Origin of the sequence: Bradyrhizobium sp. ma5 (assembly GCF_042258955.1) — a bacterium.
In the GTDB taxonomy this organism is placed as follows: domain Bacteria; phylum Pseudomonadota; class Alphaproteobacteria; order Rhizobiales; family Xanthobacteraceae; genus Bradyrhizobium.
Map to the genome: position 1 here is coordinate 6,321,333 of NZ_CP170156.1, position 22,832 is coordinate 6,344,164.

Sequence of the window (22,832 nt, forward strand, 5' to 3'; positions counted from 1 at the left end):
TTCGTGGGCACGGATCCGTACTTGCTCTTCAGTCGGGTTAGGCTTTGGACCTACTCATCGATGGAAAACGTGGCCACGCGGGCGTTACACCGGATGGCCACGCTGGCGACTGTCCTGCTCCGGATTCCGTCTCCCTGGATACAATCGAACCGAGGCGGAGTCGTTCCCATTCATCGCGCCCGGGCCGCTGCCAGCTAGAACTTCACGACGGTCCGCATGCCAAGCACGACGGCATCCTTCAGGGACACCCCTCGTGTCGTCCCGATCGGGTTGGTCGCGCCGCCTCCTGGATGGCGGATGACCTGAACGTTCGGCTGCAGGGTGATGCCCGAGCGGACCTCGTATTGATAGACCGCTGTGAGAAGTGTCTCGGATGTCCTGACCGGCCAGAACGGTCCGTTGATCGATTGGAAGTCACGGTCCAGCGCTTGAGCGCTCGGAGACACGTGTGCGTAGGCCGCGGCCAGACCAAATTTATCGTGAGATCGCGCGTCCATCAGGCCGATCAACTCGATGCCGGCGTCCGCGTAGAGATCGATCAAATTGCGATTGGGCGGGCTGTAGGAGGCTCGTGCAAAGATGCCGACCCCGCGATCATCATCATGGCCGACGCGATAGAGCTTCTGCTCGAATACACCATAGACCCCGTAATTGCCGGCGAACCGCGCAGGCATGCTCGAGCTCGCAGGGTCGGCAAGCGAAAGCCCCGCGGCGTCGATACGCTCGCTGTCAAACGCACCGAGATGGCGCCAGCCGCCGATCTTGAACTTTCCGTCGAGGCCGGGGTCGCCCTTCTTTGCGTTCCATTGGAACTGCGCCTCGAAGAACGCAAGGGGTGGATCGTTGACTCTGAAATTTGTGCCATGGCGATCCCGGAGCTGGGGATCGTCTGTGCCGGATCCTGCTGCACTGCCGTCGAAGACGGCGCCGAGCAGCGTGAGATTGTCAGTGACATCAGCGCGTACGCGGGCTCCGACGGCGGCAAGCGGGGGCGAAGGACCCCCGCTTGGCATGCTCAGGGCAAAGATACCGGGCCAGCCGAAGGAGGCGTTCGTGAGCACGTCGGTGTATTTCGACGTCGCGAACTCGGAGTCAGCGGCAAGCTGGCCCCCACGGAGAGCAATCTTGTCTCCCCATTTCTTCTCGAACCAGACTTCATAGAGCCGCGTCGTCGGTAACGCCTCGATGCCGCTGACATCGAGATAATTGAACAATGCGCCCCTCGAAAGCCCGCTGCCATCGATCTGAAAGACGTTGCTGTGAAAGCTGATACCGTTAAGCCCGAACAGCCTTTGAAGATCGACATCCATCGCGAAATTGATGCGGTCCTCATAGATCGCGCTCTGTTTGGCGCCCCCGGTGGGATTGCCAAGAAGCTCGCCGATATAGGTGACTGCGAACTTGACACCCTGCTTCTCGAACGGATTGGGAAGAAAGCCGAGGGTTGTTTCCTGCACCGTGCTTTCGCCCGTGTCGGGATCGGCCGGCCTCAGGTCGTCGGTCTTCTTGTCTCCCTGGGCGAGCGCGGGTGCGCACAGCACAATGGCGATCACCAGAATTGTGAAGCAGCGCATCGCGTCAACCGCCGTCCCACTGGATGATGCAGGTTTTGCGGAATGCCTATAATCGGCCGGTTCGCCCACGTAGTGCACTAAACAAAGCACAGCGCACTAACCTGCGTTAGCCACGCCGAAGCCGCGACGGGCCCGGGATCGGTTACAAATGACACTCTGGAGGACGAATTGACAGGGTTGAAACGCGCGACACGCTCAAGGAAACCTAAGATCAGGACAGCATTCTGAAGCGTAGGGCCCGTCCTGATCACGGGCGCGTCCGACGACGACCTGTACGGCATCGGCACTTTACAGCCAGGCGGGCGCGCAACTCGGTTTCGGCGTCGGCCGCACTATGCTGATCACCTATCCACCCGCCCCCTTCGTTGAAGTATCCGTAGTTGGTACACCTGGTCGTGCGGACGGATCTCCTACCGAAATTTTCGCGGCCTGATCGTCGGGTTCACGTGCGGAAAAAGATCATCCATACGGCGCCCAGGACGATTACGGCAAGGGCGAGGCTGATCGTCAGGAGTTTGAGCACGCTTGGACCAGGTTCGGCCTGTCGCGCTTCCGTGGTGGTCTCGACGATCTGTCCGTTTTGCTGTTTGACCATCTCGGATTTCTTTCGGTGACGTGTGGCAACGACAGCGCAGCCCGATCGTTCCTCGGTAGGAACTTGCGATACGGCTTCGCGTTGGCCGAGCTAACGAGGAGGCCTCGGATGGCAAAAGAATTCGATCCCGCACCACACGACAAACACGCAGACATTCCGGCGAAGGAACAGCATGACCGCGATAAACACGGAGATCTGGACGAGGGCCTAAAGGACAGCTTTCCAGCGTCAGATCCGGCCAGTAGCGTTCAACCCGCGAAGTCGAAGCCGGATTCCAAATAACTTCACGGACACGACAAGCGTTTCACGGCTGCCCGGTGCCGCCGGCCGCGCCATAGACGGCGCCAGTGGTGTAACTGGCATCGGCCGCGGCGAGCTGCACATAGATCGAAGCAAGTTCGGCCAGCTGGCCCGGTCGACCAAAGCTGCTTTGGCTGCCGAACTTCTCGAGCTTTTCCATGCTCGCACCGCCGGATACCTGAAGCGGCGTCCAAATTGGACCGGGTGCCACGCCGCAGACCCGGATGCCTTTTGGAGCGAGCTGCTTGGCAAGCGACTTGACGTAATTCATGGTCGCGGCCTTGGTCTGCGCGTAATCGTAGAGGTCGGGCGATGGATCCTAGGCCTGCTCGGAGGTGGTACCGATAATCACGGCACCTGGCTTCAAATGCGGCAGGGCCGCCTTGATGATCCGAAACGGCGCGTAGATGTTCGTCTTCATGGTGGCAAGGCCTCGTCCGTAATGAGGTCATCGTTGAAAATTCTGCCAGCGCGTTCCTGACAACCGGTAGTACTGCCATTTGCTATCGATCGAACGAAATTCGGCATCCCCATCAAACACCGCCCCAATCCAGCTCCAAACCTTGGATGTCGAACTCGGTTGCCGGGTCGTCCAATAGGCCGAGCGAACGTCGTCTTTGCCGTTCAAGAACCGGGTCATGGCGTCAATCTTCTCGCGGACGTCAATTACCTCTCTGCTTGAGACCTATTTCTAAGATGCAGTTGCGATTGATTTGCCTTTCTTGCTGCGATATTTCGCGGTCGGCCTTGCGCGAGATTTTTTGATGGCTCTCTTTCTCAGCGTAGAACTTTGGCCGGCCTCCTTATTCAGCAATCCGGGCCGCGTTGGCTTGGCCTTCTTGTAGAGCTTACCCAGTTCCAGCAGCAAAACAGCCTGCGAGGATACCGCGAGCTTTTTTACGTTTTCGACCAAATGGGTTTCCGGGCGCTTCTTTGCTTTCCGCGTTTTCTTTGCCATCGATGTCTCCCTTCAAGGACGAGCAAGACTTGAATCCCGACTACCCGTCAAACGACCATCGAACACAAAAGGCTCCCGACATGTGCCGAGAGCCTTCGTCGCCATCAGGGCTACGTAGAGCCTAGTGATGCCAGAACAACGCAATCAGCAAAATTACAGGTAGTGGCACACCCAACAGCCAAAGGATGGCGCCCTTTCCGAAATCCATGATGTCCTCCTGAATTGTGCATTGGCAACTCGGAGTTAGCAGGATAGTTCCGCAACTGACGGAACTCCCGCTTGCGGCGATGAATGACAATATCGAAATCGCCCTCTTCAATGCCGGCATCCACGATGTGATGTTTAAGAACAAGAACTTCGAATCAATACGTCAGATCGGCAAATTGTCTGTCATTCCAGGCGGCACCTCGCCCACGTCTTTGGCTTCAGCAAGAAGTTCTTTCTCGGCCTCGTACCAAAATGCATCCATTTTACCTGAGGGCTCACCGGCTTTCTCCCAAAGGTCATAAGCCCGCTTTCGAATTTCTTCCTCGGTCACACCAGCCATCTCACTCTCCCTTTCACAACCAAAGCTTGGCGCGGCCGACGAGTTCCAGTCCAGCTTTCGATCAGCGTCGGCGGCGTGCGCCCGCGCAAACTCGAACTTAGAAGCTCACACTCGCACGGCGCGCTAGATCACGCAGCCAAACACCTGGGCACCGCCCTTCTGCCTCGACGTGGAAAGTGAGCCGCCCTTTCGAGCCCAACTCGCTCAATCACCGCGCGGATGCGGGCCAACCGAGGATAGCGGTTGCTTTGTGGTCGAGAAGGCTGACAACGCCGACCATGTCACCGACGAGATCAACAAAGGCGTACTGATCGATGTCGGGTGGCTTGCCGGTCCGACCATAGCCACGCATATCGGGGGCTACGGCGTGATAACCCGCTTCAGCAGGGGCCTTCAGCTGGCGCCGCCGAGAGCACCACGGCTCAGGGAGCCGCGGCGGAGCAGTATTTGGAACTGGTGCCAGTTTCGGCAATGTGCCGCGGGATCCCGTTGCCCTCGATGGCGCAGTGCAAATATCCATTGACGCCTCGAAAATCTCAATCGGCCGCAGCACTTCGTCAGATCGGAATGTTGGCGTGACCATCCAACCGTGGTCAAACCGGCATCACGGGCGGTCCGCCCGCTGGTTCCGGCCAGCGTGATGTTGGCGATGTGCTCGTCTGCAGACCGATCCAGTCGCGGCGCTCCGACCTGAGAAGGCAAGACACACGGAGCCAAGACATTCCGCGAGGCGTCATGCCGGGTGCGCCTACCGGCGAGAGGCAAGGGTTGGACCCGGAGATTTTGCTTCATCGGCGGGGCCCCTCTGCAGCGCCGCTCGCCGTTCGGCGACGGCATGATCGAACAGTTCAAGGACCAGTCCGAATGCGGCCAAGTCATCTTGTTCGATCGCTCCATCATCGTAGCACTTTAGTGTTTCGCCGATGATCGCGTCGACTTCCCGTTGCGATGTCAGAAGGTCTTGTTCGGATCCGGCATCGCGAAGCTCCGAGACCACGGCGAGAATTCGGTTCCGATGGTTGGTGGTGTCGTCCCGGCCGTCCCGGTTCAGATAGCGACGCAGCCACGCGGCGGCCGAACCGATCCCGGAAAGAAGAAGCAATGCGAACCAGAAGTAGTCGCTGTACTTGTCCAGAAAGGTCCGCTCGGTCCCGTTAATGACCGCCGCAGCGCCCCGGTGCACGGAGGGCTCCGCCTCTTTTTCCGTCTCGGGCTTCGTGATGTGCGCGGCGCCGGCGACGCGTTGCGTGATCGTGTCGCGGACGGCGAAAAGCTGCCGGTAGAAGGCCGCCGCCTTGGTTTCTGACAGTTCTTTCCTAGCAAGGATCAGATGGTTGACGCTGATGGTGTCGATCTTGTCCTCGGGCCAGGCTGGGTTCGCGTTGAAGACGCTGCCCGGAATCTCCTCGGCTTCGTAGCGGGCGTGCTTCAGCGCGATGGCCTCGGATGTCTCGACCGGAAGAAACTTCGGAGCGCCGCGCGATCGCGAGGTCGCGGCGATCGCGGCGACGGTGATCCGGCTGTCGAGCGGGCCGACGGCGAGATAGGCGTCGATAGTGGCGTCCTGCGCAAGCTTTTCGATCTCGTCCGTCCCGAATTGGATCGTCGTAACCTTGTCCGGCTCCACGCCGGAAGCGACGAGAATGATCCGCAGCAGTTCGAGGTTTGCTCCGGTCCTTCCGATGATGGCTACCTTGCGCCGCACCAGATCGGCGATCTCTCCGACATTCCCGGTGGCCTTTTTCTTGGAATTTTTCCGAGATCCCCCGGTAGGCGACCAAAGCACGACGTAGTTTTTGCGTAGGACCGCGAGCGTCTGCGCGTCGGCCGGCATGTCGAGGTCGCCGCGACCTATCGCAAGGTCGGCTTTGCCGGTGTCCAGCAGAGCCAAGGATTCGGCCGCACCCTCGGTCGTGATCGGTGAGAGCCGCACGGTCCTGCTTTCGTCGCCGAAAGCTTCGGCCATCGCCTGGACCACCTGTTGATCGTCGCTGCCTGCGGGCCCGACGGCGATCCGGAGGTTCTCGGGCTGCACGATGTAGAAGAGGGCGGCCGCGGCAGCGCCGAAAACGACAAATCCCAAAGCCAGCACGATTAAGAGCCTTCGTTGGTGTCGATCCTGGGCAGTTCTGGTCGGGCGATCGGACGGTGACATCGGCAAAACCTACCTGAACGAACGCCTGCCTAGGCGCGTCCCCGGGAACTTGGACGAACCGGAGTCCGACCGGAATGTTCCGTACGGGTGAGAATGAGTTCACGAAGGGTCCGAATTCGACCGCGAACGACCACCTCTTCGCGCCGATAGCGAACCGGCCACAGTGAGGAGCACGTCAGCGAACGACGACGAGAGCAGCCAGACCGTCGGCGGGTCCCGAGAATGGGATCTGGCTAAGCCGGCGGCGTCATCGGGAATTTTAGGCAAATTGGAGAAACCTCTGCAACGATTCGTCGCCAGCCTTGTTGCACTGCGACATGGCCGTTGCGTCCATCATGACGCCCGGCAGCACCGCAGCGAAAGAGGAGCCACCTTTTTTGGGCCAACACCGGAGAAGTTGTGAATGACCCCTGGCGAACACACACCGAATGCCATCCCAACAATCCCGCGAGGGAAAACCAGGCACCCGGCTATCTTACGGGTGTCCGCCATTGGTGTAGCCGGTGTCCTGGCGACGATGATGATTACCGCTGTGGCGCCGCCGATGTTAGCCGATCAGTCCGACCGCGCTGTCGTCGACGCGCCAGTGACATTGATAACGGCTTCGATCGCGGGCGAGATCGCTGCTTTATCGGTGCAGCCCGGCAGCGACGTTGCCACGGGACAGACGCTGGCGGAAATTTCCAACCCACGCGTCGATCGTGCGGCACTCATTTCCCTGGAAGAGAAGTCCGCAGACTCCCGCGAAAAGCTGAGTGCGGCCCTCTCCAAAAGCCAGACCGACAGCGCCTACATCGCCTCGCTCGATACCGAAATCGCCAACCAGACGTCGCAGCTTCGCGCCCATTTGCGGTCGCAGATCGAGGAACTCCGGGCGCGGGTCGCGCAGTCAAGTGCGATGAGCGGTGAGAAGAAGGCATTGGTCGACCGGCAGAGCGACATGGTCTCCCGCAACGCTGCGAGTATGGACATGCTGAGGCCCACTCAGCAGCAATATTCCGCCGCCCTGCACAACACCGATGCGGAGACCTTCAAACTTAATCAAAAAGTGTCGCAGCTCGATGCCTTGAACAAGGGCATTTACGTCGGCGACGATTCAGTCGCCATCAACATCCTTGCGCAGAAGCGCCGAGATATCGAGCTGGATGCTAAAAGCATGGACATCGAGGCCCGGCAGCAATCCGGCATTGTCGTAAACCTACAAAAGATCATCGATACCGAAGGCGGAAGGTTGGAGCGGCTCGGAGCCGCCACCGTCGTCTCGCCCGGTTCCGGCACGGTATTGACCGTGGGCGCCTCCACGGGACGCCATGTCAACCCCGGCGACACAATTGCTTCGGTGGTCGATTGTGACAAACGCTTCGTTGTCGCGATTTTCTCCTATCGGCAGGGGGAGAACCTGATGCCGGGAACACGCGTCCGCATCGATGGCGGAGCATTGCGTTCCGGCGTCATCACCTCGGTGCTTCCCCGGACCACCGACAAGGCAGACGAGCGTTTCGCGGTCCCGTTCCCCCAGACCGAACGCCGCGAATTGTATGCCATCATCGCGCCGGACCGGGAGGACGGCGCAAGGCCGGTCACCAAGACGACCGAGCCTGCAACGTGCACGGTCGGGCATTGGGTCACCGTGACGCGCGAGAACGGCATCGTGCCGTCGATGTCGGTATCATGGCGGAGGCTCGGACACCTGGTTGCTTATCTAACGGGATCGGGCCGATCACCTACCGAGGCCGAAAGGCTCGACGCGACGGACCGCCTGAAGACCGCTTTGCGTTCATCCGACCAGAGAGCCGCGAGGGCGCTGGACGAGGATTGGGTGCCGAGATCGCACGCTCTCGTGACGCGATGAGACTAATCGCGCTGCTGGCGGTCTGCGTCGCGTTTTGTGGCTTGCCAAGGCCCGCCAGCGCCGAACCGACGGTTGCTACCTTCTGCAGCGGCCTCCGGTCAGCCGTGGTGTCACAAGTCCCCGGGGCCGAAGGGATGTTCGTCCGTAGCTATCAGCCCGCTACCGACGAGAGCAAACTGCCCGACGGCCTCAGCACGACGGCATTCGTCTATGACAACGCCCTTGCGGTCATCGGGCTGGTCGCCTGCGGAGACGTGACGGCGGCGCGATCGATCGGCAATGCGCTCAGCCGCGCCACACAACTCGACCGCTCGTTCGACGACGGCAGGATTCGCAACGCGTACCGTGCCGGTCCTGTCGGTGCGGGCCCGCCGAAGCTGCCTGGCTGGTGGGACAATCGCGCGCAGCTCTGGGCCGAAGATCCCGCACAGGACGGCACGTCCACCGGCAATGTAGCGTGGGCGGCGCTCGCGCTCCTGACGCTGCACGAAGCGACGGGCGATGCGCAGTACCTGCATGACGCCGCGCGCCTGGTCGACTGGATCATCGCCAGCACGTCCTGCGCAGACAGCGGCTTCTGCGGTGGATATCACGGCTATGATCCGGATCAGGTTCGGCTGACGTGGAGTTCAACCGAACACAACGCCGACATCGGCGCTGCATCCCGTTGGCTGTATCGTCTCACTCACGACCAGCGCTACGCGGACGCCGACAGGCGGTCCCAGCTCCTGGTCGGTAGGGCGTTCCAGAACGATCACTTCCTGCTGGGCACCAAACCGGACGCAAGCCTTGCCGACGATCGCCTTCTCGCGCTCGACGTCCAGCTGTGGCCGTGGATGGCCAGGAACGACGCGCCTGCCGCATGGCGCCGAGCTCTTGGCTTCGCTGAGGCGCATCTTGCAGTCGACGGCGGATTCGATTTCAACGGCGACCGGGATGGGGTCTGGGTCGAAGGTACGGCGCAGGCCGCTCTGGCCTACAGGATTACAGGCGATCTCCCTGCGGTCGATCGCCTGCTCGGAAGCCTGGCCTCTGACCAGACTGCGTCCGGATTACTGAACGCCACGCGAAAACCCCAACTAACGACCGGACTCTCGATCGACCCCACCAGCTCGGTACCCGATTTTCTATACTTTCGCCGGCCCCATCTGGGCGCGACCGCCTGGGCGGTGCTGGCGGCGACAGGCTGGAATCCATTCACCGGCCGGAAGGTAAATTGATGTTTCCAACAGCAAGCGACATCGGGCCGGTCCTGACAATCGACATCGGAATCATGCTCGGGCTGGTTGTCATCGCCCGCGTGCTCGATCCGAAGCGCATGACTGATCGCTTGCTGTTCGGCGTTGTCACCGCCGGTTTGCTGACGATCTATGCACTCTGGCGTTGGCAGGATACTTTGCCGCCACTTTCGCTATCGCTGCAAAGCCTCTGGTCCCGGCTGTTTATCACATTTGAAACGATCGCGATCGCCTACACGCTGATCTCAATCGTGATCCTGTCCCGCTACATCGACCGATCCGGGCAGGCCGAGCGCGCACAGCAAACGCTTGCGAAAGAAAATGTGTACCCGGCGGTCGATGTGTTCATCTGCACCTATGATGAGCCGATCGAGGTGGTCGAGCGATCGATCCTGAGCGCCCTCGCGCTTCAATATCCGAACTTCACCGTCTGGGTCCTCGATGACACGCGGCGTGTCTGGTTGCGAGACTATTGCTCGCGCGTTGGCGCCAATCACCTGACGCGTCCTGACAACAAGCATGCCAAGGCTGGCAACCTCAACAATGGACTCGCTGCCACCGCCGGCCGGACCAATGCGCCCGTGATTTTGGTACTCGACGCGGATTTCGCCCCAAGGCAGGATTTTCTGACGCGCACGGTCGGGCTGCTGATGTCGGAGCCGGACTGCGCGATCGTGCAGACACCGCAATTCTACTACAATAGCGATCCGATTCAGCACAATCTGCTGTCCAGCCAGAGCTGGGTCGACGATCAGCGCTTCTTCTTCGATGTCTTCCAGCCCGCCAAGGATGCGTGGAACTGCGCGTTCTGCGTCGGGACCTCCTTCATCGTGCGCCGCGATCGGCTCGAGGAGATCGGCGGCTTTCCGGCAGAGGCGATTTCGGAAGACATCAACCTCACTTACACGATGCTCCGACATGGCTATAAGACAGCATGGCTCAACGAGCCGCTGAGCCTTGGGCTGTCGGCGGAAGGCGTCCCGGAATACATCACGCAGCGCGCGCGCTGGTGCCTCGGCACCATTCAGGTCGCCTTGCTTCGCTCCGGCCCGATATTCGGGGGCGGATACACGTTCACCCAGCGCTGGCACTACTTGCACGGCTTGCTGAACTGGCTCTGCAAGCCGTTCCTGGTGCTGCTCCTGATCGCGCCGCCGATCTACTGGTTCGGAGGTCTGCCAGCATTCGAGGCCGACTATCTGTCATTTCTGCGCTACGGCGTGCCGGCGTTGTTGGCCCAGATCATTTTCATGGGCTGGATTTCACGCGGGAAAACCCTGCCTTTGTTCATGGAAGCGACGCATGCCGTCACGTCCTTCGCCATCACCGCGACCTTGCTGAGCGCTGTGGTCAAGCCGTTCGGTCGGCCTTTCAAGATCACCGACAAGGGCGGCGATCGATCCGCTCCGCGCGTCCACCGTAGGCTCGCCGCTGTGTTCGGGACCATTGCGGCAAGTTCGGCAGCCAGTATCGTTTGGGCCTTCGTCTCGCCCAATGCTGCCGGAGAGATCTCGTCTCTCGATTTTTTCAATCTGCTCTGGGCCGCAATCGCGATGCTGATCGCCTTCGTCGCGTTTATCGTGTGCTTCGAATTGCCGCGAGGGGACGAACTGTTCGAGATCGTCGAAGAGAGCCAACTCAAATGGCGCGGCGAGATCCTGCCGTGTCGCGTCACGGCGCTGTCGATCTCGGCGGTGCGGCTCGTCTTCTCGCCCGATCATGCGGACGACATGAGCGAGACGCCGTCGCAACTCTATCTCGACCGGCTCGGATGGACAGAGATTTCAGTTTCGTCGCGGTCGGGCGAGGAGCTTTGCGCGACGCTGGAGCCGACCTTCGAGCAGCGCGCGCTTCTGGTGGTCTGGCTCTTCAGTGCATCTCATGGAAATGTCGCCGCTACGGCCAGCCTGACCGGCGCACTCTTTGGCCTCGCGCGACGGGGATTTCGAGGACGTTGAACCCGCCCCGGTCGTCGGAAAGGCGTGCAGCACCCAAGTGTCCAGGAAATCGAACTCTCCTTCTGGCAACCGCAGATTTGCCTTGTCCTCGTTGACCGTCAGCTTCAGCTTTCCCATGGTTCACAATCGGGGGGTGACGCCGATCAGCGCGACAAGTGCTAATGCAAATCGGCTTGGGGCATATCTCGAAGCCGATCACTACCCGGACGATTGCGGCGCTTTACTCGACGGCCCGCGTATCTCGCGTCAAGCATCGAGTTTACTCAATTTCCTGCCGACGCGGGGACCGTCGACGCCGTTGTTTAGTCTCTCGGTCGGGGGTGCTCGATAGCGGGAGCAAATGGATGACTCCCGACATTGGCATTTGTTCGCACTCCTTTGCCGATCCGCTCACGATTCTGGTGACCTGCTCCTCTGCGGTTCACATTCAGCGTCTTACCGTGCGGCGCATCTGGAACGCCAACAGGAAAGAAGCCCCATGACATTTAAATTTGCACTTGTTGCATTAGCTGCAATCGGCAGTCTTGCAGTGGTCGGACCCGCGTCCGCGCTGCCCGGCGCAACGCCGAATGCTCTCGGCCACGCCGACGCTGTCATCCAGGTTAAGGGCGGCCACAGTCATGGACATGGGGGCAGCCATCGCGGCGGTCGCGGGCATCGGCCGGCCGAGAGCGACGTGCACCGCCAGCACATCTATGCCGCTCTGAAGAGAGATGGAATTCGCCGATGAAACTCCGGCCTTCACATCCCGAGAGAGCCGCCTGCAGGATCATGGAGCACGCCAAGGCATTTGTGCCGATCCAGGACGGCAGGATTTACATCGAGAAGATCAACTACCCCTTCATCGACATTGATCGCGCTTCGCCAGCTGAATACAGATCGGGGCTGAATCGCGCCATTGAGCGCGGTTGGCTGGAACCGTTGCACGAGAGCAAGACTTTCACCCGGATGACCCAGGCAGGCAAGGATCTGTTCGCCTGATTTGATCACGACCAACCAGGCCGCGATCTTCATCCCCCTAACGGGATTTGACGGAACTGGAAAACTCGGAATCGTTGCTGAAATAGACTTGGTCAGGGGCCACATGCCGGCAAACACGAAGCGGTTTCATTTCCAGGTCAGGACCGGGACGCATGTGATGGTAACTGACGCTGCGGAACTGGCTGATACCGACGAAGCCCGTGTCGAGGCCGCCAAGCGGATCGGGGAGCTTCTCCAAGTTCACGCTAGCAAGCTATGGGTAGACGAAGATTGGCAAATGGATGTGACCGACGAGACAGGCTTGATCCTGTTCGTCATCAACGTCAATGCAATGAAAAGTTCCGCTGTCTCGAAGTAAGCCCCCTCGGCTGGCGGCCTCTCCTGGGCGCAAAGTCGGATTCGCGACTTTTAGCAACCTTTCCCCGACTGGACCGTTCGCTTTGCATCACCGGCCAAGGCTCTGTCCGTAGGCGTCGGTGGCTGAGAGACCGATCGCGCTCCCGCCTTCTGCAAACAGAGGAGCAGCGCCGGTGCAGCGACGCCACTACAAGCCACTAGATGAACCTCTACACGGCCGCCTTGCCGATGAGGCAGAGCGACTTCGCAAACAAGCGAGGGGCACTCCGCCAGGTATCGAGCGTGAGAGGTTGATCCGGAGAGCGCGGCAGATTGAGGCCGCATCGCACATCAGCGAGTGGCTTGCCTCGCCCGGGCTGAAGGCTCCGACCTAAATGCGCGCCTCATTCAGCGACAACTATGCCTTGGGTAAGTTCAACCCGCCCTCTTACGAGAGCTGGCTCATCGAACTTCGCACCCTGTTTCCGATCCGGGAGGAATTCCTTCTGGCGGATGCGATCTTCAGTTTCGCGGACGCCTTTAAGGAAGGAAAAACGCCGCTGCAAGCTTACGAGGCGTTCGATAGTTTCGTCGGCGCGGAGGCTTAAACAAAATCCGTTTCGAGTTGCTGGCCACACCGCGTTAAAAGCGAGGTCATTAAGCAAGCCATTACCATCCGCGTAGAGGCTGATTTGCTACAGCGTGCGCGTGAAGTCGCAGAACGAGAAAACCGCACTCTGACCAATTTCATTGAGACGGTTTTGAAGGAACGCCTTGAAGCCACCGACCGGCTTCCGAAGCCGAAACGAGCGATAAAGTGAAGTGAGGCCGCCTCGATTGGCGGGTGATTTCACCGGCTGCGTCCGCACTACTCTTGCCGATCGCCTTCAGACTTGTTGGCGGCTTTCAGTTTTTTTCGGATGTAGTCGGCGATATCGCCAACCTCGTCCCGCATGGCCTGTTCCGTGATGCCCTGCCCTCCGGCGCCGGCAATGAGCCGCCGCACCAATTCCTCAACGTCCTGCGACGCACCCGGCGTTCTGAATTGCTCGGCCGCATGGACACTATTTTCTACCCAATAGTCGATATATTCGCGGGCGGTTTCGGTCATGATCCCTTACCTGGTCGCCAACGCTAATGGGCCCTTTGAACAGCCTCTAGGCAAGCGCGGGACCTCTTGAAATAACCTATGTTAATCCGTCGGTTGTTCCTCCGCTCATCGCAAATAAAAGACTGGCTTTTATATGTCGGAAGCCGGACACTACACTATCACCGCACCGCCCGTGGCTTTTATCGGTGATGAGAACGCCCGTCGCGCTCCCGCCCCACGCGAACAGGGAGCAGCGCCGTGCAGCAGCGACGCCGCGTCGAACAGACGCAATCTCTCGAAGACCGACTTGCTCACGAAGCCGAGCGCCTTCGCGCCGAAGCACGTAGAATGTCTCCGTGCGTCGAACGCGAGCAATTGATCCGCAGGGCTCGACAGGCTGAGACCGCCGCTCATGTGTCGGACTGGCTGCGGTCGCCCGGACTGCGATCGCCCGACTGATGGCCGATCCACCGGTCTACCGGGTATATGTGATCGGAGATGACGGCCACATCAAGACGCGGTTCGATATCGACAGCGTGAGCGACGACGACGCCCGAGCATATGCCGAGTTATTGATGGTTGATCGCCCAGTAGAGCTGTGGTGCGGCATCCGCAAGGTCGCAAGGCTTGAGCCCGAGCGATGACACGCCTCCGGCAAGAGCGAATTGCAGATCTGTTGCGAAGGGCTCGGATCGATGTCTTGAGCTCGCCACGCAACCCGAGACGTGATGCCCTGCTCGACAACCTTCGAGAGATCGAGGCGCTGACAACATCAGGACAATCCTTGACGGATCAACTCGGTGTCGACGCGAGCCCGCGACGGGATGCTTGAGCGGCACGGACGGTTCGATCAGGGCTAAGGCGCTTCCTGCTCGAGCAACGTCGCATAGCATTCACATGACTGACGTTCCAGCAGAGGACGGTCCAGGATTTTGATTGATCCGCGCGAGTATTCGATCGCGCCCGTGGCTTGCACCTTCCTCGCTACTTCGGTCACAGACGTGCGACGCACGCCGAGCATCTCCGCCAGGAACTGCTGCGTCAGACTTATTGGGTCACTCCCCGCTCGGTCCGCCGTCTGAAGCAGCCAACGGCAAAACCGCGACTCGATGACGTGCACGGCATTGCAGGCCGCCGTAATTCTCGCCTGCGACAACAAAACCTCGTTACAGCTCATGCAGAGACTGCGGAGAACGTCGCTTTGCGCTGCTGCCTTCCGAAAACGACTAGCCGGAATTTTTGAGACCTCGGCATGCAGTTGCACCACGACCCGCACTTGCGAGATGTAAAGACCAAGTCCCGCCATTGCCCCGACGGCCCCTTCACGACCTACCATTGCTGTCTCGATCGCCCTACCATCTTTCAAAACGGCAAGCAGTGAGAGCATCCCGCTGTGCGGGAAATACACAGCCTCTGTCTCGTCGCCGGCTTCGCAGAGAACGTTTCCCTGCTCCAGATGCTCCGTCGTCATGTAGGGCGTGAGCAAAGCGAGCTGGTCACGTGAGAGCGACGACAGCAAGCTGTTCGACTGTCCGGCTGCTTTTGACTGTGGCACTGCGGTATCCCGCCCGGTCGGTCGGGCCGATGTCCGCAAAGTGGGAGCACGCTCCGAGAGCACGTGCCAGGCGGGAACATCCCATCTAATAAGCACAGGTCGCCCTTGTCTGTCCGATATCCGTCTTATGGTACGCGCTGTGCATAACCGTTTGGCCAAGTGTCCGCGGCAGAAAGCTCCCTCGCCGTCTAACGACGAGATTCCGGTATCCGGCTCTGAGCTCTATCCCGCTACTTGTGCGCGCCGTCTTCAGCAGAAACTACAAGGCTGAAGAGTACCTTTGCCGAGGCGTCGGTGACTTCCAGGCTCCAGTCGTGTCCCGGCTTCAGCGCACCGTCGAGATCTTTCAGCGTCTCCCCGGCCATCGCCGTGGCTTCTTTCCAGGCGGTGTGGTGATCCGGAAGCTCCTCCCCAACCTCGTCGCGGCTGGGGCCGTCATGATAGACATGGAAGAAATACAGCGGCATCTGGTGTTCTCCCCTGGCTACGCCTATTGGCGGCTAAGAGCCAGGCTCGACCACCAATGCCGCTATCCGGAGAACGACCAAGGCTAACGCCCGCGCATCTGCCGCGTTCCTAACGACCAGCTTGACCGGGAACGAATTTGTGGGCGTTTGCTTGAATCCAATTCTGTTGCGTGGAGTTGATTTATGCGTGGGTCAAATTGGACACCGTCGATCGTTCCCAGCGACGATTAGACTGTTTACCTCGTTGCCGACGACTTTGGCCCCATCGGACGCGCCTGGCGAGAAGCGGACCTTGAGGCCGCGGACCTTGAGACCGTCATCCAGGAGATGCTCGCCGGCGAGTACTCAAATCCCATCCGGGTGGCTGCTTTCAACACAGCGGAGCGCTGGTCAGACGATGTCTCGGAGGACATCGCGCGGGAGATCCAACGCCGCTGCGATCTGCAGCTGACTGACGTTCCATCGCACTTACAGGCCTTCGTCGATGCCAGCGGAGATCGGCGACAGCTGACGCTGCGTCTGGTCTAACCATCCCGTTCCAGCGCAAAAAGCCGGCGGCGATCGGCATCAAGGCGCTGTTTCCGGGCTTTATTGCGCCGGCATTGGCTTCGCCGATCGACAGGGTGCCCAACGGCGAACGCTGGGTACACGAGATCAAATTCGATGTCTATCGCGTCCAGATCCACCTCGCCCATGAAGAGGTGAAGATCTACACCCGCCGTGGCCACGACTGGTCGAAGCGCTTCAAGAAAATCGCCAACGACGCCTGGCACATTTCGGCAGCGTCAGCGATCATCAATGGCGAAGTTGTGGTACCCTCAGCAAGTGGCGCTACAGACTTCTCGGTTTTTGCAGAACGAACTTTGCGGCAGTTCGACCAAGATCGTGTTGGTCGCCTTCGATCTTCTGTTGCTCAACGGGCGCGACCTGCGCCGTTGTTCGGACGAAAGGCTGCCCTGAAGAACCTTATCGCAGGCACAAACATCCAGTTCAGCGAGAGCTTCGAAGTCGACGGCGCGGAGATGTTCGCCCACGCCTGCAAGTTGAGCCTCAAAGGCGTCGTGTCGAAGGTCAGGGACAGCGTGTATCCGACTGGCGCGCGCAGCCGCGACCGGGTCAAGAAAGCCTGCGCCCAGCACGCGAGACCTTGACGATCGCCGCCGGCAAGGTCGATCAAGGCTTCGATAAGGCCGCGGCGACCGATCTCCGGAAGCGCCTGACGCCGCTTATCCGTAAGACACAGCCCCTACACGAAGCCCGTCGCCCACAAGGGTCGAGCCGGAGGTGCTGGCCGAGATCGAGCGGCACCCGTTCTTTCGCGGCGTGCGGGAGGACCTATGACCGCGGCATTACCTGCGACGATATCCAGCTGGGTTGTGAGAACCATCCGGATCAACCCTGGACTAACCGGCGGGCCTTTCCTTGGCTTTTGGTTCGCCTCGGTTCTCCCCTGTCTGCTCCTTATCTCCAGGCTTCTTCCCTGCCATGTTACCGGGATTGAAGTGATACTTGCCATCCGGATTTTCACCGGCCTGCTTCTCATCGGGGTTTTTGTTACTTTCGTCCGTCATATGAAGCGATCCTTCGTTATGATTAAGGGTGTTCATCCGGCTTCGCAACGCGGGCCGCGAATGCAGCGGCTTGCTTTCGTTGCAAGCCGCCGCATTGCTCTCTTAGCGAATTGCCCCACCGTAACGCCGCCGCTCCTCGCGAATCTCTTCTGCGCCAAAAGGCTGGCTGGCCGGATCGAATGATTTCCAGCCGGCCTTCTGCCAAGCCGCACTACGATCACGCATGTTGACGGACGACTCGTCGAGAATTGTTTCAAGTCGAGACTGCTCCGGGGCCGCTACGCGCGCCGATACGAGCGTACCTCCGCGACGAACCCCTTCCGCGTAGGTGCCAGCGTCCTCTCTCGAAACGCCGGCTTCCGTGAGCGCTCCGACAATTCCGCCCGTAGCAGCTCCCGCGGCAGCACCAACCGCAGTCGCGGCCAGCCAGCCTGCTGCGACAACGGGCCCAAGGCCAGGGATAGCCAGCAAGCCGAGACCGGCAAGTAGGCCGACGGCGCCACCCAACCCCGCACCGATGCCGGCGCCCTTGCCGGCACCTTCGGCGCGATCGTCAACACCACCGCGGTCACGATCCACCTTCTTGTCGGAACTGAACCAGCTGTCCGAATTGTTGGCAACGATGCTGATGTCCGAATGCGGCACGCCCGCAGCCTCGAGCCGTCGAACAGCCTGCTGGGCGTCATTGTATTGGTCGTAAAGGCGAGAAATTGTAACGGTCATTTTGTATCCTTGTTACTTGTTACTTGGCCGAATTGACGTTGCCTTGAAAGTCGACGCTGACCGCAATGGCCGATCCGCCTTTACTGGCTTGGCCGCGCCAGACGCCGTTGTCGTCCTTCTTCAGCTCTGTGACGTTGGCGAAGCCGGCATCCTCGATCTTCGACTTGGCTTGGCCTTCGGTGAAACTGTTGTGACCCGCGACGGGAGCGTCGGAGTTGTTTTGACCGACACTGTTGACTGCGTTGTTGTTTGGTCCGGACTGCGCCGGCGGATTCTGCGCCGAAGCCGGCCATGCCGCGACAACAGCCAATAAGGAAATGCAAACGAAGAGCAACGGGCGTTTCATATTTTCTCCAAGGTCTGAGGAGTGAGCCAAGCCGCCGTTGGAGCTTTAGTTCCTCTGCTGCCGTAAGGCTTGCGATCCAAGGTCCGGAAGTATCAGTCGCGTGCCCGCCATAGCACGAGCTGCAAGTGACCCGCTCACGGCCAGTCGCATCAAGACGCTGGGACCGAGCTCCTCGACGCGCTTTGCGCGAAGTCGCAGCGATCCGCTCTTCCCGGTCAATTGCATTCGATCTCGGCTTCTAAAGGATCGGTCTGACCGTTACTGGGCGAACAGGAAGCAAAGAAACCGCCGCGTCGAATTCCCTACCGGATGTTAGGAACCTATCGTTGCACCCCCTGTTGCGTCTGCATGACATCACCGGCACGGCGCTGCGGGAGCCGTCTTCGATGGCCGAAGATTGTCGATAGCGAAATTGATCCCAACATTGTTTCGCGACGAAGCCAGAGTCATCAAGAGCCAATCGGACCGGGACGCCCGATCCGCGAGCAACCCGTCTCCAGCAGCTGGCTTCGTCCAGCGAAAGTGTGACATGCGCCTACTGAAAAAACGTTCTCCATCGCTGGCGGTCAGCGCCGTTCGTGCTCTGAGGGAATATCCGGTGGCGTCCGCCGCTGTCGCGGCGGTCGGCTTGATGGTTGCCGCTGCGGTCGTCAATCAACGACTTGCCGACAAGGCCCAACGCGATCATCCGCCGCAAGGACGCTTCATCGAAATCGATGGTGTCCGACTGCACTATGTCGAGCGCGGGTCCGGCCGGCCACTGGTCCTGCTTCATGGCAACGGCAGCATGATCCAGGATTTTGAAACAAGTGGCCTCATCGATCTTGCCGCCAGGCACTACCGCGTAATCGTATTTGATCGCCCGGGCTTCGGCCACAGCTTGAGACCCCGCAATGTCGTATGGACCCCCGCGGCCCAGGCCGATCTCTTCAGGGACGCGCTTGCATACCTGGGCGTCGACAAGGCGATCGTGCTCGGACATTCCTGGGGCGCTTCCGTTGCAGTTGCCTTGGCAAGCAAGCACCCTTCGATGGTCGAAGCGCTAATACTGGCCTTGGGATACTATTTCCCGACGGCGCGCCCCGACGCGATCATGGCGATGGCCGGGCCGGCGATACCCGGATTCGGCGATATCCTTAGTCACACAATCTCGCCGATCCTCAGCCGCCTGATGTGGCCCGCGATGCTTCGGCAGCTTTTCGGACCCAAATCCGTCCCGCATAAATTCGACCGCTTTCCGAAATCATTGGCCGTGCGTCCATCGCAACTTCGCGCCAGCGCCGCCGAAGCTGCGCTGATGGTCCCCGCGGCGATCCTGTCCGCGAAGACTTACGGTGAATTGGCCATGCCAGTCGTCATCCTGGCAGGTGAGGACGATCGCATCATCGACATCGACGAGCAGTCCGGCAGGCTGCATGACGAGATCAAGCACAGTAAGATGCACCGCCTCCCGAGAGCCGGCCATATGATCCAGCAGTCGGATACGGCCGACCTGATGGCAGCGGTCGACGAAGCCGCGGCGGAAACGCTGCATTGAAAATGTTCTAAGAACTGATCACGGCGCGAGTGGTGTAAGGCCTTTACCGGAACTTCGCGGACCGGGAGTAGCAATCCTCTATAGGTGAGGCTGTTTCCGGCTGTTGTACAGGCTTTAGGCCACAGTCTCCTTCCGCGCCCTCCCCGCAGGAGGTGAACACGGTCAGGGTCATGACTTCTAATCGCTTTGCCGGGTTGCCACAAAATGGCCAGTCTTCTCTTCGCGGGGATCGCCTCACCCAAAAAACGCAGGCGAGCCAGGCCGCCGGCGAGGAAACGGCCTTCCGGCGCGTGAAGCGCGTCTTGTACTCGTCGACTGTCGGCTTGCCCGCGCTTGGCTCCGCTGCAGAGCGAGCTTTTCTTCATCTTTCCGGCGTGCCACGAGATCACGCTGTCGATATGTCATGCCCTCTTCAACAAAATAGCGACCGTGAAAGCACTGGCGGAACGATTCCGAGTCCTGTGCCTTTGACTCTGTCAAAGGATACCTCGACCCTCTTCGAACACGAGGCCAACACATGGCTGACGCAGCGCCCAAACCGGCCGCCAAGTCCGTTCCAAAGCCCCGCGACCAGCACTTGCGTGACATGGCCGATTGCATCCGATTTCTCTCCATGGACGCCGTTCAGCACGCCAAGAGCGGCCACCCCGGCGCCCCCATGGGAATGGCCGACATCGCAACAGTCCTGTTTAGGGACTTCATGCAATTTGACGCGGGCGACCCCCACTGGTTCGATCGGGACCGGTTCGTGCTCTCGAACGGCCATGCCTCCATGCTGCTGTACAGCCTGCTGTATCTGACCGGTTACCAGGACATGACCCTGGATGAGTTGAAGCGCTTCCGGCAGATCGACAGTAAGACCGCGGGTCATCCCGAGTACAACCACGCCGACGGCATCGAGACGACTACCGGCCCCCTAGGCCAGGGCATAGGTAACTCGGTCGGATTCGCGCTCGCCGAGCGCGTCCTGAACGCCAAGTTCGGCGACGACCTCTGCAGCCATTTCACCTACGTTTTCATGGGCGACGGCTGCCTGATGGAGGGTGTCAGCGAGGAAGCGATCTCGATGGCGGGCCATTACAAGCTCGGCCGCCTGATCGCGTTCTGGGACAACAATTCGATCACGATCGACGGCCCTACCCGCCTGGCGGTTTCCGACACCGAGATACAACGTTTTCACGCATCCGGCTGGCATGTCCAGGAGATCGACGGGCATGACACCGACGCGATCCACGAGGCCATCACCGCCGCCCGCGCCGTCACCGACAAGCCATCCTTGATCGCTTGCAAGACCATCATCGGTTTCGGCTTCCCGACGATTGCAGGAACCGAAAAAGCACACAGCGACGCTCCGGGCGAAGAGGAGATCGCCGGCGCGCGCAATATCCTGGGATGGGATTCGCCGCCTTTCGTGATCCCCGAACCGCTGCTACGCGAGTGGCGCGAGATCGGTGCCCAGGGCCGCAAAGCACGCATGGCGTGGGCTGATCGGGTCAAGGCCGCTCCGGCTGAACTGCGCGTGGAGTTCGAGCGCCGCAACGACGGTAAGCTGCCAGTCGACTGGCCGAAGGCGATTGCACTGGCCCGCGCCGAATTCATCGTCAGCGGCAAAGACGTGGCAACGCGCGCCGCAAGCGGCGCCGTTCTTAACCATCTGGCACCGATGATACCCGAATTGCTGGGAGGCTCGGCGGATCTCACGACCTCGAACGTCACCAAGGCCCAGTCCATGGTCGAGATCGAGCCCGGCGAGTACGGCGGCACGTACGTGCATTATGGCGTCCGTGAACACGGCATGGCCGCCGCCATGAACGGCATCGCGCTTCATGGTGGCCTGATCCCATATGGCGGCACGTTCCTCTGCTTTTCGGACTACTGCCGTCCCTCGATCCGCCTCGCCGCCCTGATGCGTATCCGGACGATCTTCGTCATGACGCACGACTCCATCGGCCTTGGCGAGGACGGTCCGACCCACCAGCCGGTCGAACAGCTGGCAGCGCTTCGCGCCATTCCACATTTGGCGGTCTACCGACCAGGCGACCCCATCGAGACCGCGGAATGCTGGGAGGCGATCCTGAGCACGCCCCACCAGACCGCCCTGCTCGCCCTGTCCCGTCAGCCGATGCCCCTGCTGCGGCACGAGCCCGGCAGCGAGAACAAGTCTGCCAGAGGCGGCTACGTTCTGAAGGAGGCCGCGGGAAGCGACCGCAAGCTGACCATCCTGGGCACCGGCTCGGAAGTTCATCTCGCCGTTCAAGCGCGCGAACTTCTTCAAAACGAAGGGATTCCGACCGCCGTCGTCTCCATGCCGTGCCGCCTGCTGTTCGAACAACAGGATGCAGCATACAGGGAGGCGGTGCTCGGCAGGACACGGGCGCGCGTTGCGGTCGAAGCCGCGGTGGAGCTCGGATGGGAGCGTTACACCGGCCTCGATGGCCGTTTCGTCGGTATGCACTCGTTCGGCGCCTCCGGAAAGATCCACGACGTCTATATGAAGTTCGACATTACTGCCGAGGCGGTCGTGCGCGCCGCCCGAGAGTCGCTGGCCGCCGCCGCGCCCCGGTAATCGAATGCGTCCGACGATAACGAAGTCAAGAGCTGCGGTTCGTGTAGTACATTTGCAGCTGTTCGATGCTGCCTGCGGTATGGAGCTAGAAGGGATCGTCTCCAAACACATCCGCAGCGTGGTGGATCAGAGCGGCTAACGCAAGTGCTCGCTAACCGTGACCAGCGCGCCGAACCGAAACTGGGACGACGTCACCTGTAAAGGTTGGTAAAGGGAATTGAAACGCAAACGCACTGCGACATTGGAAGCTCCTTCCTGGTCTTCCGGGGTTTTGCTGATTGGCAGCCAAGAAATGGCTTATCTCGACCACTGCCGCAGGTATGCGACGCAGGTGCCGGCCTGGATTCGCGGCTTCCTCTATCCGTTCGGCCGGAACATCGCGAGTTCTGAGAGGTTCAAGTCAGTTGATGTCCGAAAAACCAACTAGTCCAGAGACAGCGCACGTAGGGTGAACCACGGCTTTGGCCTGCGCCGGAAGCAACA

Annotated in this window: 24 protein-coding genes and 1 pseudogene; 11 read left to right on the top strand and 14 right to left on the bottom strand. The window is 60.3% G+C overall.

Translation table 11 applies throughout. The features are described from left to right. Positions 1-194: 194 nt before the first annotated feature. Positions 195-1,643, bottom strand: coding sequence for a carbohydrate porin (locus ACE103_RS29695; RefSeq protein ID WP_375775942.1), 1,449 nt, complete (start codon positions 1,641-1,643; stop codon positions 195-197). Between the two features lie 373 nt (positions 1,644-2,016). Continuing rightward, positions 2,017-2,169, bottom strand: coding sequence for a hypothetical protein (locus ACE103_RS29700; protein ID WP_223970074.1), 153 nt, complete (start codon positions 2,167-2,169; stop codon positions 2,017-2,019). A 108-nt stretch (positions 2,170-2,277) separates the two neighbouring features. Between ACE103_RS29700 and ACE103_RS29705 the strand changes: the two genes are divergently transcribed. Continuing rightward, a complete protein-coding gene (locus ACE103_RS29705) occupies positions 2,278-2,451 on the top strand; it encodes a hypothetical protein (protein ID WP_375775943.1) in 174 nt (57 codons plus the stop codon). 22 nt (positions 2,452-2,473) lie between these two features. On the opposite strand, the pseudogene ACE103_RS29710 reads toward ACE103_RS29705, so the two are convergent. The 6 genes and pseudogenes from ACE103_RS29710 to ACE103_RS29735 all read right to left on the bottom strand — a co-directional run. Continuing rightward, positions 2,474-2,896: pseudogene (locus ACE103_RS29710) on the bottom strand (SDR family oxidoreductase); the annotation flags it as partial. A 21-nt stretch (positions 2,897-2,917) separates the two neighbouring features. Then, positions 2,918-3,109, bottom strand: a complete 192-nt coding sequence (locus tag ACE103_RS29715) for a hypothetical protein (protein WP_375775944.1) — start codon at positions 3,107-3,109, stop codon at positions 2,918-2,920. A 51-nt stretch (positions 3,110-3,160) separates the two neighbouring features. Further along, a complete protein-coding gene (locus tag ACE103_RS29720) occupies positions 3,161-3,427 on the bottom strand; it encodes a hypothetical protein (RefSeq protein ID WP_375775945.1) in 267 nt (88 codons plus the stop codon). Positions 3,428-3,797: 370 nt separating this feature from the next. Next, positions 3,798-3,974: a DUF2934 domain-containing protein gene (locus ACE103_RS29725; protein WP_375775946.1), complete on the bottom strand. Its 177-nt coding sequence runs from the start codon at positions 3,972-3,974 to the stop codon at positions 3,798-3,800. 208 nt (positions 3,975-4,182) lie between these two features. Then, on the bottom strand, positions 4,183-4,557 hold the full coding sequence (locus ACE103_RS29730) for an alpha/beta fold hydrolase (protein ID WP_375775947.1): 375 nt from the start codon (positions 4,555-4,557) through the stop codon (positions 4,183-4,185). A 165-nt stretch (positions 4,558-4,722) separates the two neighbouring features. After that, positions 4,723-6,129, bottom strand: a complete 1,407-nt coding sequence (locus ACE103_RS29735; protein WP_375775948.1) for a TAXI family TRAP transporter solute-binding subunit — start codon at positions 6,127-6,129, stop codon at positions 4,723-4,725. Positions 6,130-6,649: 520 nt separating this feature from the next. On the opposite strand from ACE103_RS29735, the gene ACE103_RS29740 reads away from it, so the two are divergent. The 6 genes from ACE103_RS29740 (at position 6,650) to ACE103_RS29765 (ending at position 13,102) form a co-directional block, all read left to right on the top strand. After that, positions 6,650-7,981 carry an HlyD family efflux transporter periplasmic adaptor subunit gene (locus ACE103_RS29740; protein ID WP_375775949.1) on the top strand — a complete coding sequence of 444 codons (1,332 nt, stop codon included), beginning with the start codon at positions 6,650-6,652 and terminating at the stop codon, positions 7,979-7,981. Further along, positions 7,978-9,201, top strand: a complete 1,224-nt coding sequence (locus ACE103_RS29745) for a hypothetical protein (protein WP_375781209.1) — start codon at positions 7,978-7,980, stop codon at positions 9,199-9,201. Before ACE103_RS29740 ends, ACE103_RS29745 begins: the two co-directional genes overlap by 4 nt. Further along, positions 9,201-11,177 carry a glycosyltransferase family 2 protein gene (locus ACE103_RS29750; RefSeq protein ID WP_375775950.1) on the top strand — a complete coding sequence of 659 codons (1,977 nt, stop codon included), beginning with the start codon at positions 9,201-9,203 and terminating at the stop codon, positions 11,175-11,177. The genes ACE103_RS29745 and ACE103_RS29750 overlap by 1 nt, the downstream gene beginning before the upstream one ends. A 771-nt stretch (positions 11,178-11,948) precedes the next feature. Next, positions 11,949-12,158 (top strand): hypothetical protein, encoded by a 210-nt coding sequence (locus ACE103_RS29755; RefSeq protein WP_375775951.1) that lies wholly within the window; start codon positions 11,949-11,951, stop codon positions 12,156-12,158. Position 12,159: 1 nt separating this feature from the next. Then, positions 12,160-12,516, top strand: coding sequence for a DUF6894 family protein (locus tag ACE103_RS29760; RefSeq protein ID WP_375775952.1), 357 nt, complete (start codon positions 12,160-12,162; stop codon positions 12,514-12,516). A gap of 373 nt (positions 12,517-12,889) precedes the next feature. Then, positions 12,890-13,102, top strand: a complete 213-nt coding sequence (locus tag ACE103_RS29765; RefSeq protein WP_375775953.1) for a hypothetical protein — start codon at positions 12,890-12,892, stop codon at positions 13,100-13,102. Positions 13,103-13,362: 260 nt separating this feature from the next. Here ACE103_RS29765 and ACE103_RS29770 read toward each other — a convergent pair whose 3' ends face one another. Beyond that, the gene (locus ACE103_RS29770) at positions 13,363-13,605 is read right to left on the bottom strand and encodes a hypothetical protein (protein ID WP_375775954.1); all 243 of its coding nucleotides are present in this window, start codon (positions 13,603-13,605) and stop codon (positions 13,363-13,365) included. Positions 13,606-14,042: 437 nt separating this feature from the next. Between ACE103_RS29770 and ACE103_RS29775 the strand changes: the two genes are divergently transcribed. Further along, the gene (locus ACE103_RS29775) at positions 14,043-14,228 is read left to right on the top strand and encodes a hypothetical protein (protein WP_375775955.1); all 186 of its coding nucleotides are present in this window, start codon (positions 14,043-14,045) and stop codon (positions 14,226-14,228) included. Between the two features lie 212 nt (positions 14,229-14,440). Here ACE103_RS29775 and ACE103_RS29780 read toward each other — a convergent pair whose 3' ends face one another. Together ACE103_RS29780 and ACE103_RS29785 are read right to left on the bottom strand one after the other, a co-directional pair. Continuing rightward, positions 14,441-15,139, bottom strand: coding sequence for a Crp/Fnr family transcriptional regulator (locus tag ACE103_RS29780; RefSeq protein ID WP_375775956.1), 699 nt, complete (start codon positions 15,137-15,139; stop codon positions 14,441-14,443). Between the two features lie 230 nt (positions 15,140-15,369). Continuing rightward, positions 15,370-15,606, bottom strand: coding sequence for a DUF6894 family protein (locus tag ACE103_RS29785; protein WP_375775957.1), 237 nt, complete (start codon positions 15,604-15,606; stop codon positions 15,370-15,372). A gap of 602 nt (positions 15,607-16,208) precedes the next feature. Here ACE103_RS29785 and ACE103_RS29790 point away from each other — a divergent pair. Further along, on the top strand, positions 16,209-16,757 hold the full coding sequence (locus tag ACE103_RS29790) for a hypothetical protein (RefSeq protein WP_375775958.1): 549 nt from the start codon (positions 16,209-16,211) through the stop codon (positions 16,755-16,757). 252 nt (positions 16,758-17,009) lie between these two features. Here the strand turns inward: ACE103_RS29790 and ACE103_RS29795 are convergent, their stop codons facing one another. The 3 genes from ACE103_RS29795 to ACE103_RS29805 form a co-directional block, all read right to left on the bottom strand. Next, positions 17,010-17,177 (bottom strand): hypothetical protein, encoded by a 168-nt coding sequence (locus ACE103_RS29795; protein ID WP_375775959.1) that lies wholly within the window; start codon positions 17,175-17,177, stop codon positions 17,010-17,012. Between the two features lie 102 nt (positions 17,178-17,279). Beyond that, a complete protein-coding gene (locus ACE103_RS29800) occupies positions 17,280-17,900 on the bottom strand; it encodes a general stress protein (RefSeq protein WP_375775960.1) in 621 nt (206 codons plus the stop codon). Positions 17,901-17,919: 19 nt separating this feature from the next. Further along, complete coding sequence (locus ACE103_RS29805) at positions 17,920-18,246, bottom strand: hypothetical protein (protein WP_375775961.1); 327 nt, start codon at positions 18,244-18,246, stop codon at positions 17,920-17,922. A gap of 529 nt (positions 18,247-18,775) precedes the next feature. Between ACE103_RS29805 and ACE103_RS29810 the strand changes: the two genes are divergently transcribed. Together ACE103_RS29810 and tkt are read left to right on the top strand one after the other, a co-directional pair. Next, the gene (locus ACE103_RS29810) at positions 18,776-19,783 is read left to right on the top strand and encodes an alpha/beta fold hydrolase (RefSeq protein ID WP_375775962.1); all 1,008 of its coding nucleotides are present in this window, start codon (positions 18,776-18,778) and stop codon (positions 19,781-19,783) included. A 517-nt stretch (positions 19,784-20,300) separates the two neighbouring features. Next, positions 20,301-22,349 (top strand): transketolase, encoded by a 2,049-nt coding sequence (tkt, locus tag ACE103_RS29815; RefSeq protein ID WP_375775963.1) that lies wholly within the window; start codon positions 20,301-20,303, stop codon positions 22,347-22,349. Positions 22,350-22,832: the final 483 nt, after the last annotated feature.

Bases quoted from the DNA above. Each gene is read 5' to 3' on its own strand.
- ACE103_RS29700 (WP_223970074.1), bottom strand. From the start codon at position 2,169: ATGGTCAAACAGCAAAACGGACAGATCGTCGAGACCACCACGGAAGCG.
- ACE103_RS29705 (WP_375775943.1), top strand. From the start codon at position 2,278: ATGGCAAAAGAATTCGATCCCGCACCACACGACAAACACGCAGACATT.
- ACE103_RS29715 (WP_375775944.1), bottom strand. From the start codon at position 3,109: ATGACCCGGTTCTTGAACGGCAAAGACGACGTTCGCTCGGCCTATTGG.
- ACE103_RS29720 (WP_375775945.1), bottom strand. From the start codon at position 3,427: ATGGCAAAGAAAACGCGGAAAGCAAAGAAGCGCCCGGAAACCCATTTG.
- ACE103_RS29725 (WP_375775946.1), bottom strand. From the start codon at position 3,974: ATGGCTGGTGTGACCGAGGAAGAAATTCGAAAGCGGGCTTATGACCTT.
- ACE103_RS29730 (WP_375775947.1), bottom strand. From the start codon at position 4,557: ATGGTCACGCCAACATTCCGATCTGACGAAGTGCTGCGGCCGATTGAG.
- ACE103_RS29735 (WP_375775948.1), bottom strand. From the start codon at position 6,129: ATGTCACCGTCCGATCGCCCGACCAGAACTGCCCAGGATCGACACCAA.
- ACE103_RS29740 (WP_375775949.1), top strand. From the start codon at position 6,650: ATGATTACCGCTGTGGCGCCGCCGATGTTAGCCGATCAGTCCGACCGC.
- ACE103_RS29745 (WP_375781209.1), top strand. From the start codon at position 7,978: ATGAGACTAATCGCGCTGCTGGCGGTCTGCGTCGCGTTTTGTGGCTTG.
- ACE103_RS29750 (WP_375775950.1), top strand. From the start codon at position 9,201: ATGTTTCCAACAGCAAGCGACATCGGGCCGGTCCTGACAATCGACATC.
- ACE103_RS29755 (WP_375775951.1), top strand. From the start codon at position 11,949: ATGGAGCACGCCAAGGCATTTGTGCCGATCCAGGACGGCAGGATTTAC.
- ACE103_RS29765 (WP_375775953.1), top strand. From the start codon at position 12,890: ATGCGCGCCTCATTCAGCGACAACTATGCCTTGGGTAAGTTCAACCCG.
- ACE103_RS29770 (WP_375775954.1), bottom strand. From the start codon at position 13,605: ATGACCGAAACCGCCCGCGAATATATCGACTATTGGGTAGAAAATAGT.
- ACE103_RS29775 (WP_375775955.1), top strand. From the start codon at position 14,043: ATGGCCGATCCACCGGTCTACCGGGTATATGTGATCGGAGATGACGGC.
- ACE103_RS29785 (WP_375775957.1), bottom strand. From the start codon at position 15,606: ATGCCGCTGTATTTCTTCCATGTCTATCATGACGGCCCCAGCCGCGAC.
- ACE103_RS29795 (WP_375775959.1), bottom strand. From the start codon at position 17,177: ATGACGGACGAAAGTAACAAAAACCCCGATGAGAAGCAGGCCGGTGAA.
- ACE103_RS29800 (WP_375775960.1), bottom strand. From the start codon at position 17,900: ATGACCGTTACAATTTCTCGCCTTTACGACCAATACAATGACGCCCAG.
- ACE103_RS29805 (WP_375775961.1), bottom strand. From the start codon at position 18,246: ATGAAACGCCCGTTGCTCTTCGTTTGCATTTCCTTATTGGCTGTTGTC.
- ACE103_RS29810 (WP_375775962.1), top strand. From the start codon at position 18,776: ATGCGCCTACTGAAAAAACGTTCTCCATCGCTGGCGGTCAGCGCCGTT.
- tkt (WP_375775963.1), top strand. From the start codon at position 20,301: ATGGCTGACGCAGCGCCCAAACCGGCCGCCAAGTCCGTTCCAAAGCCC.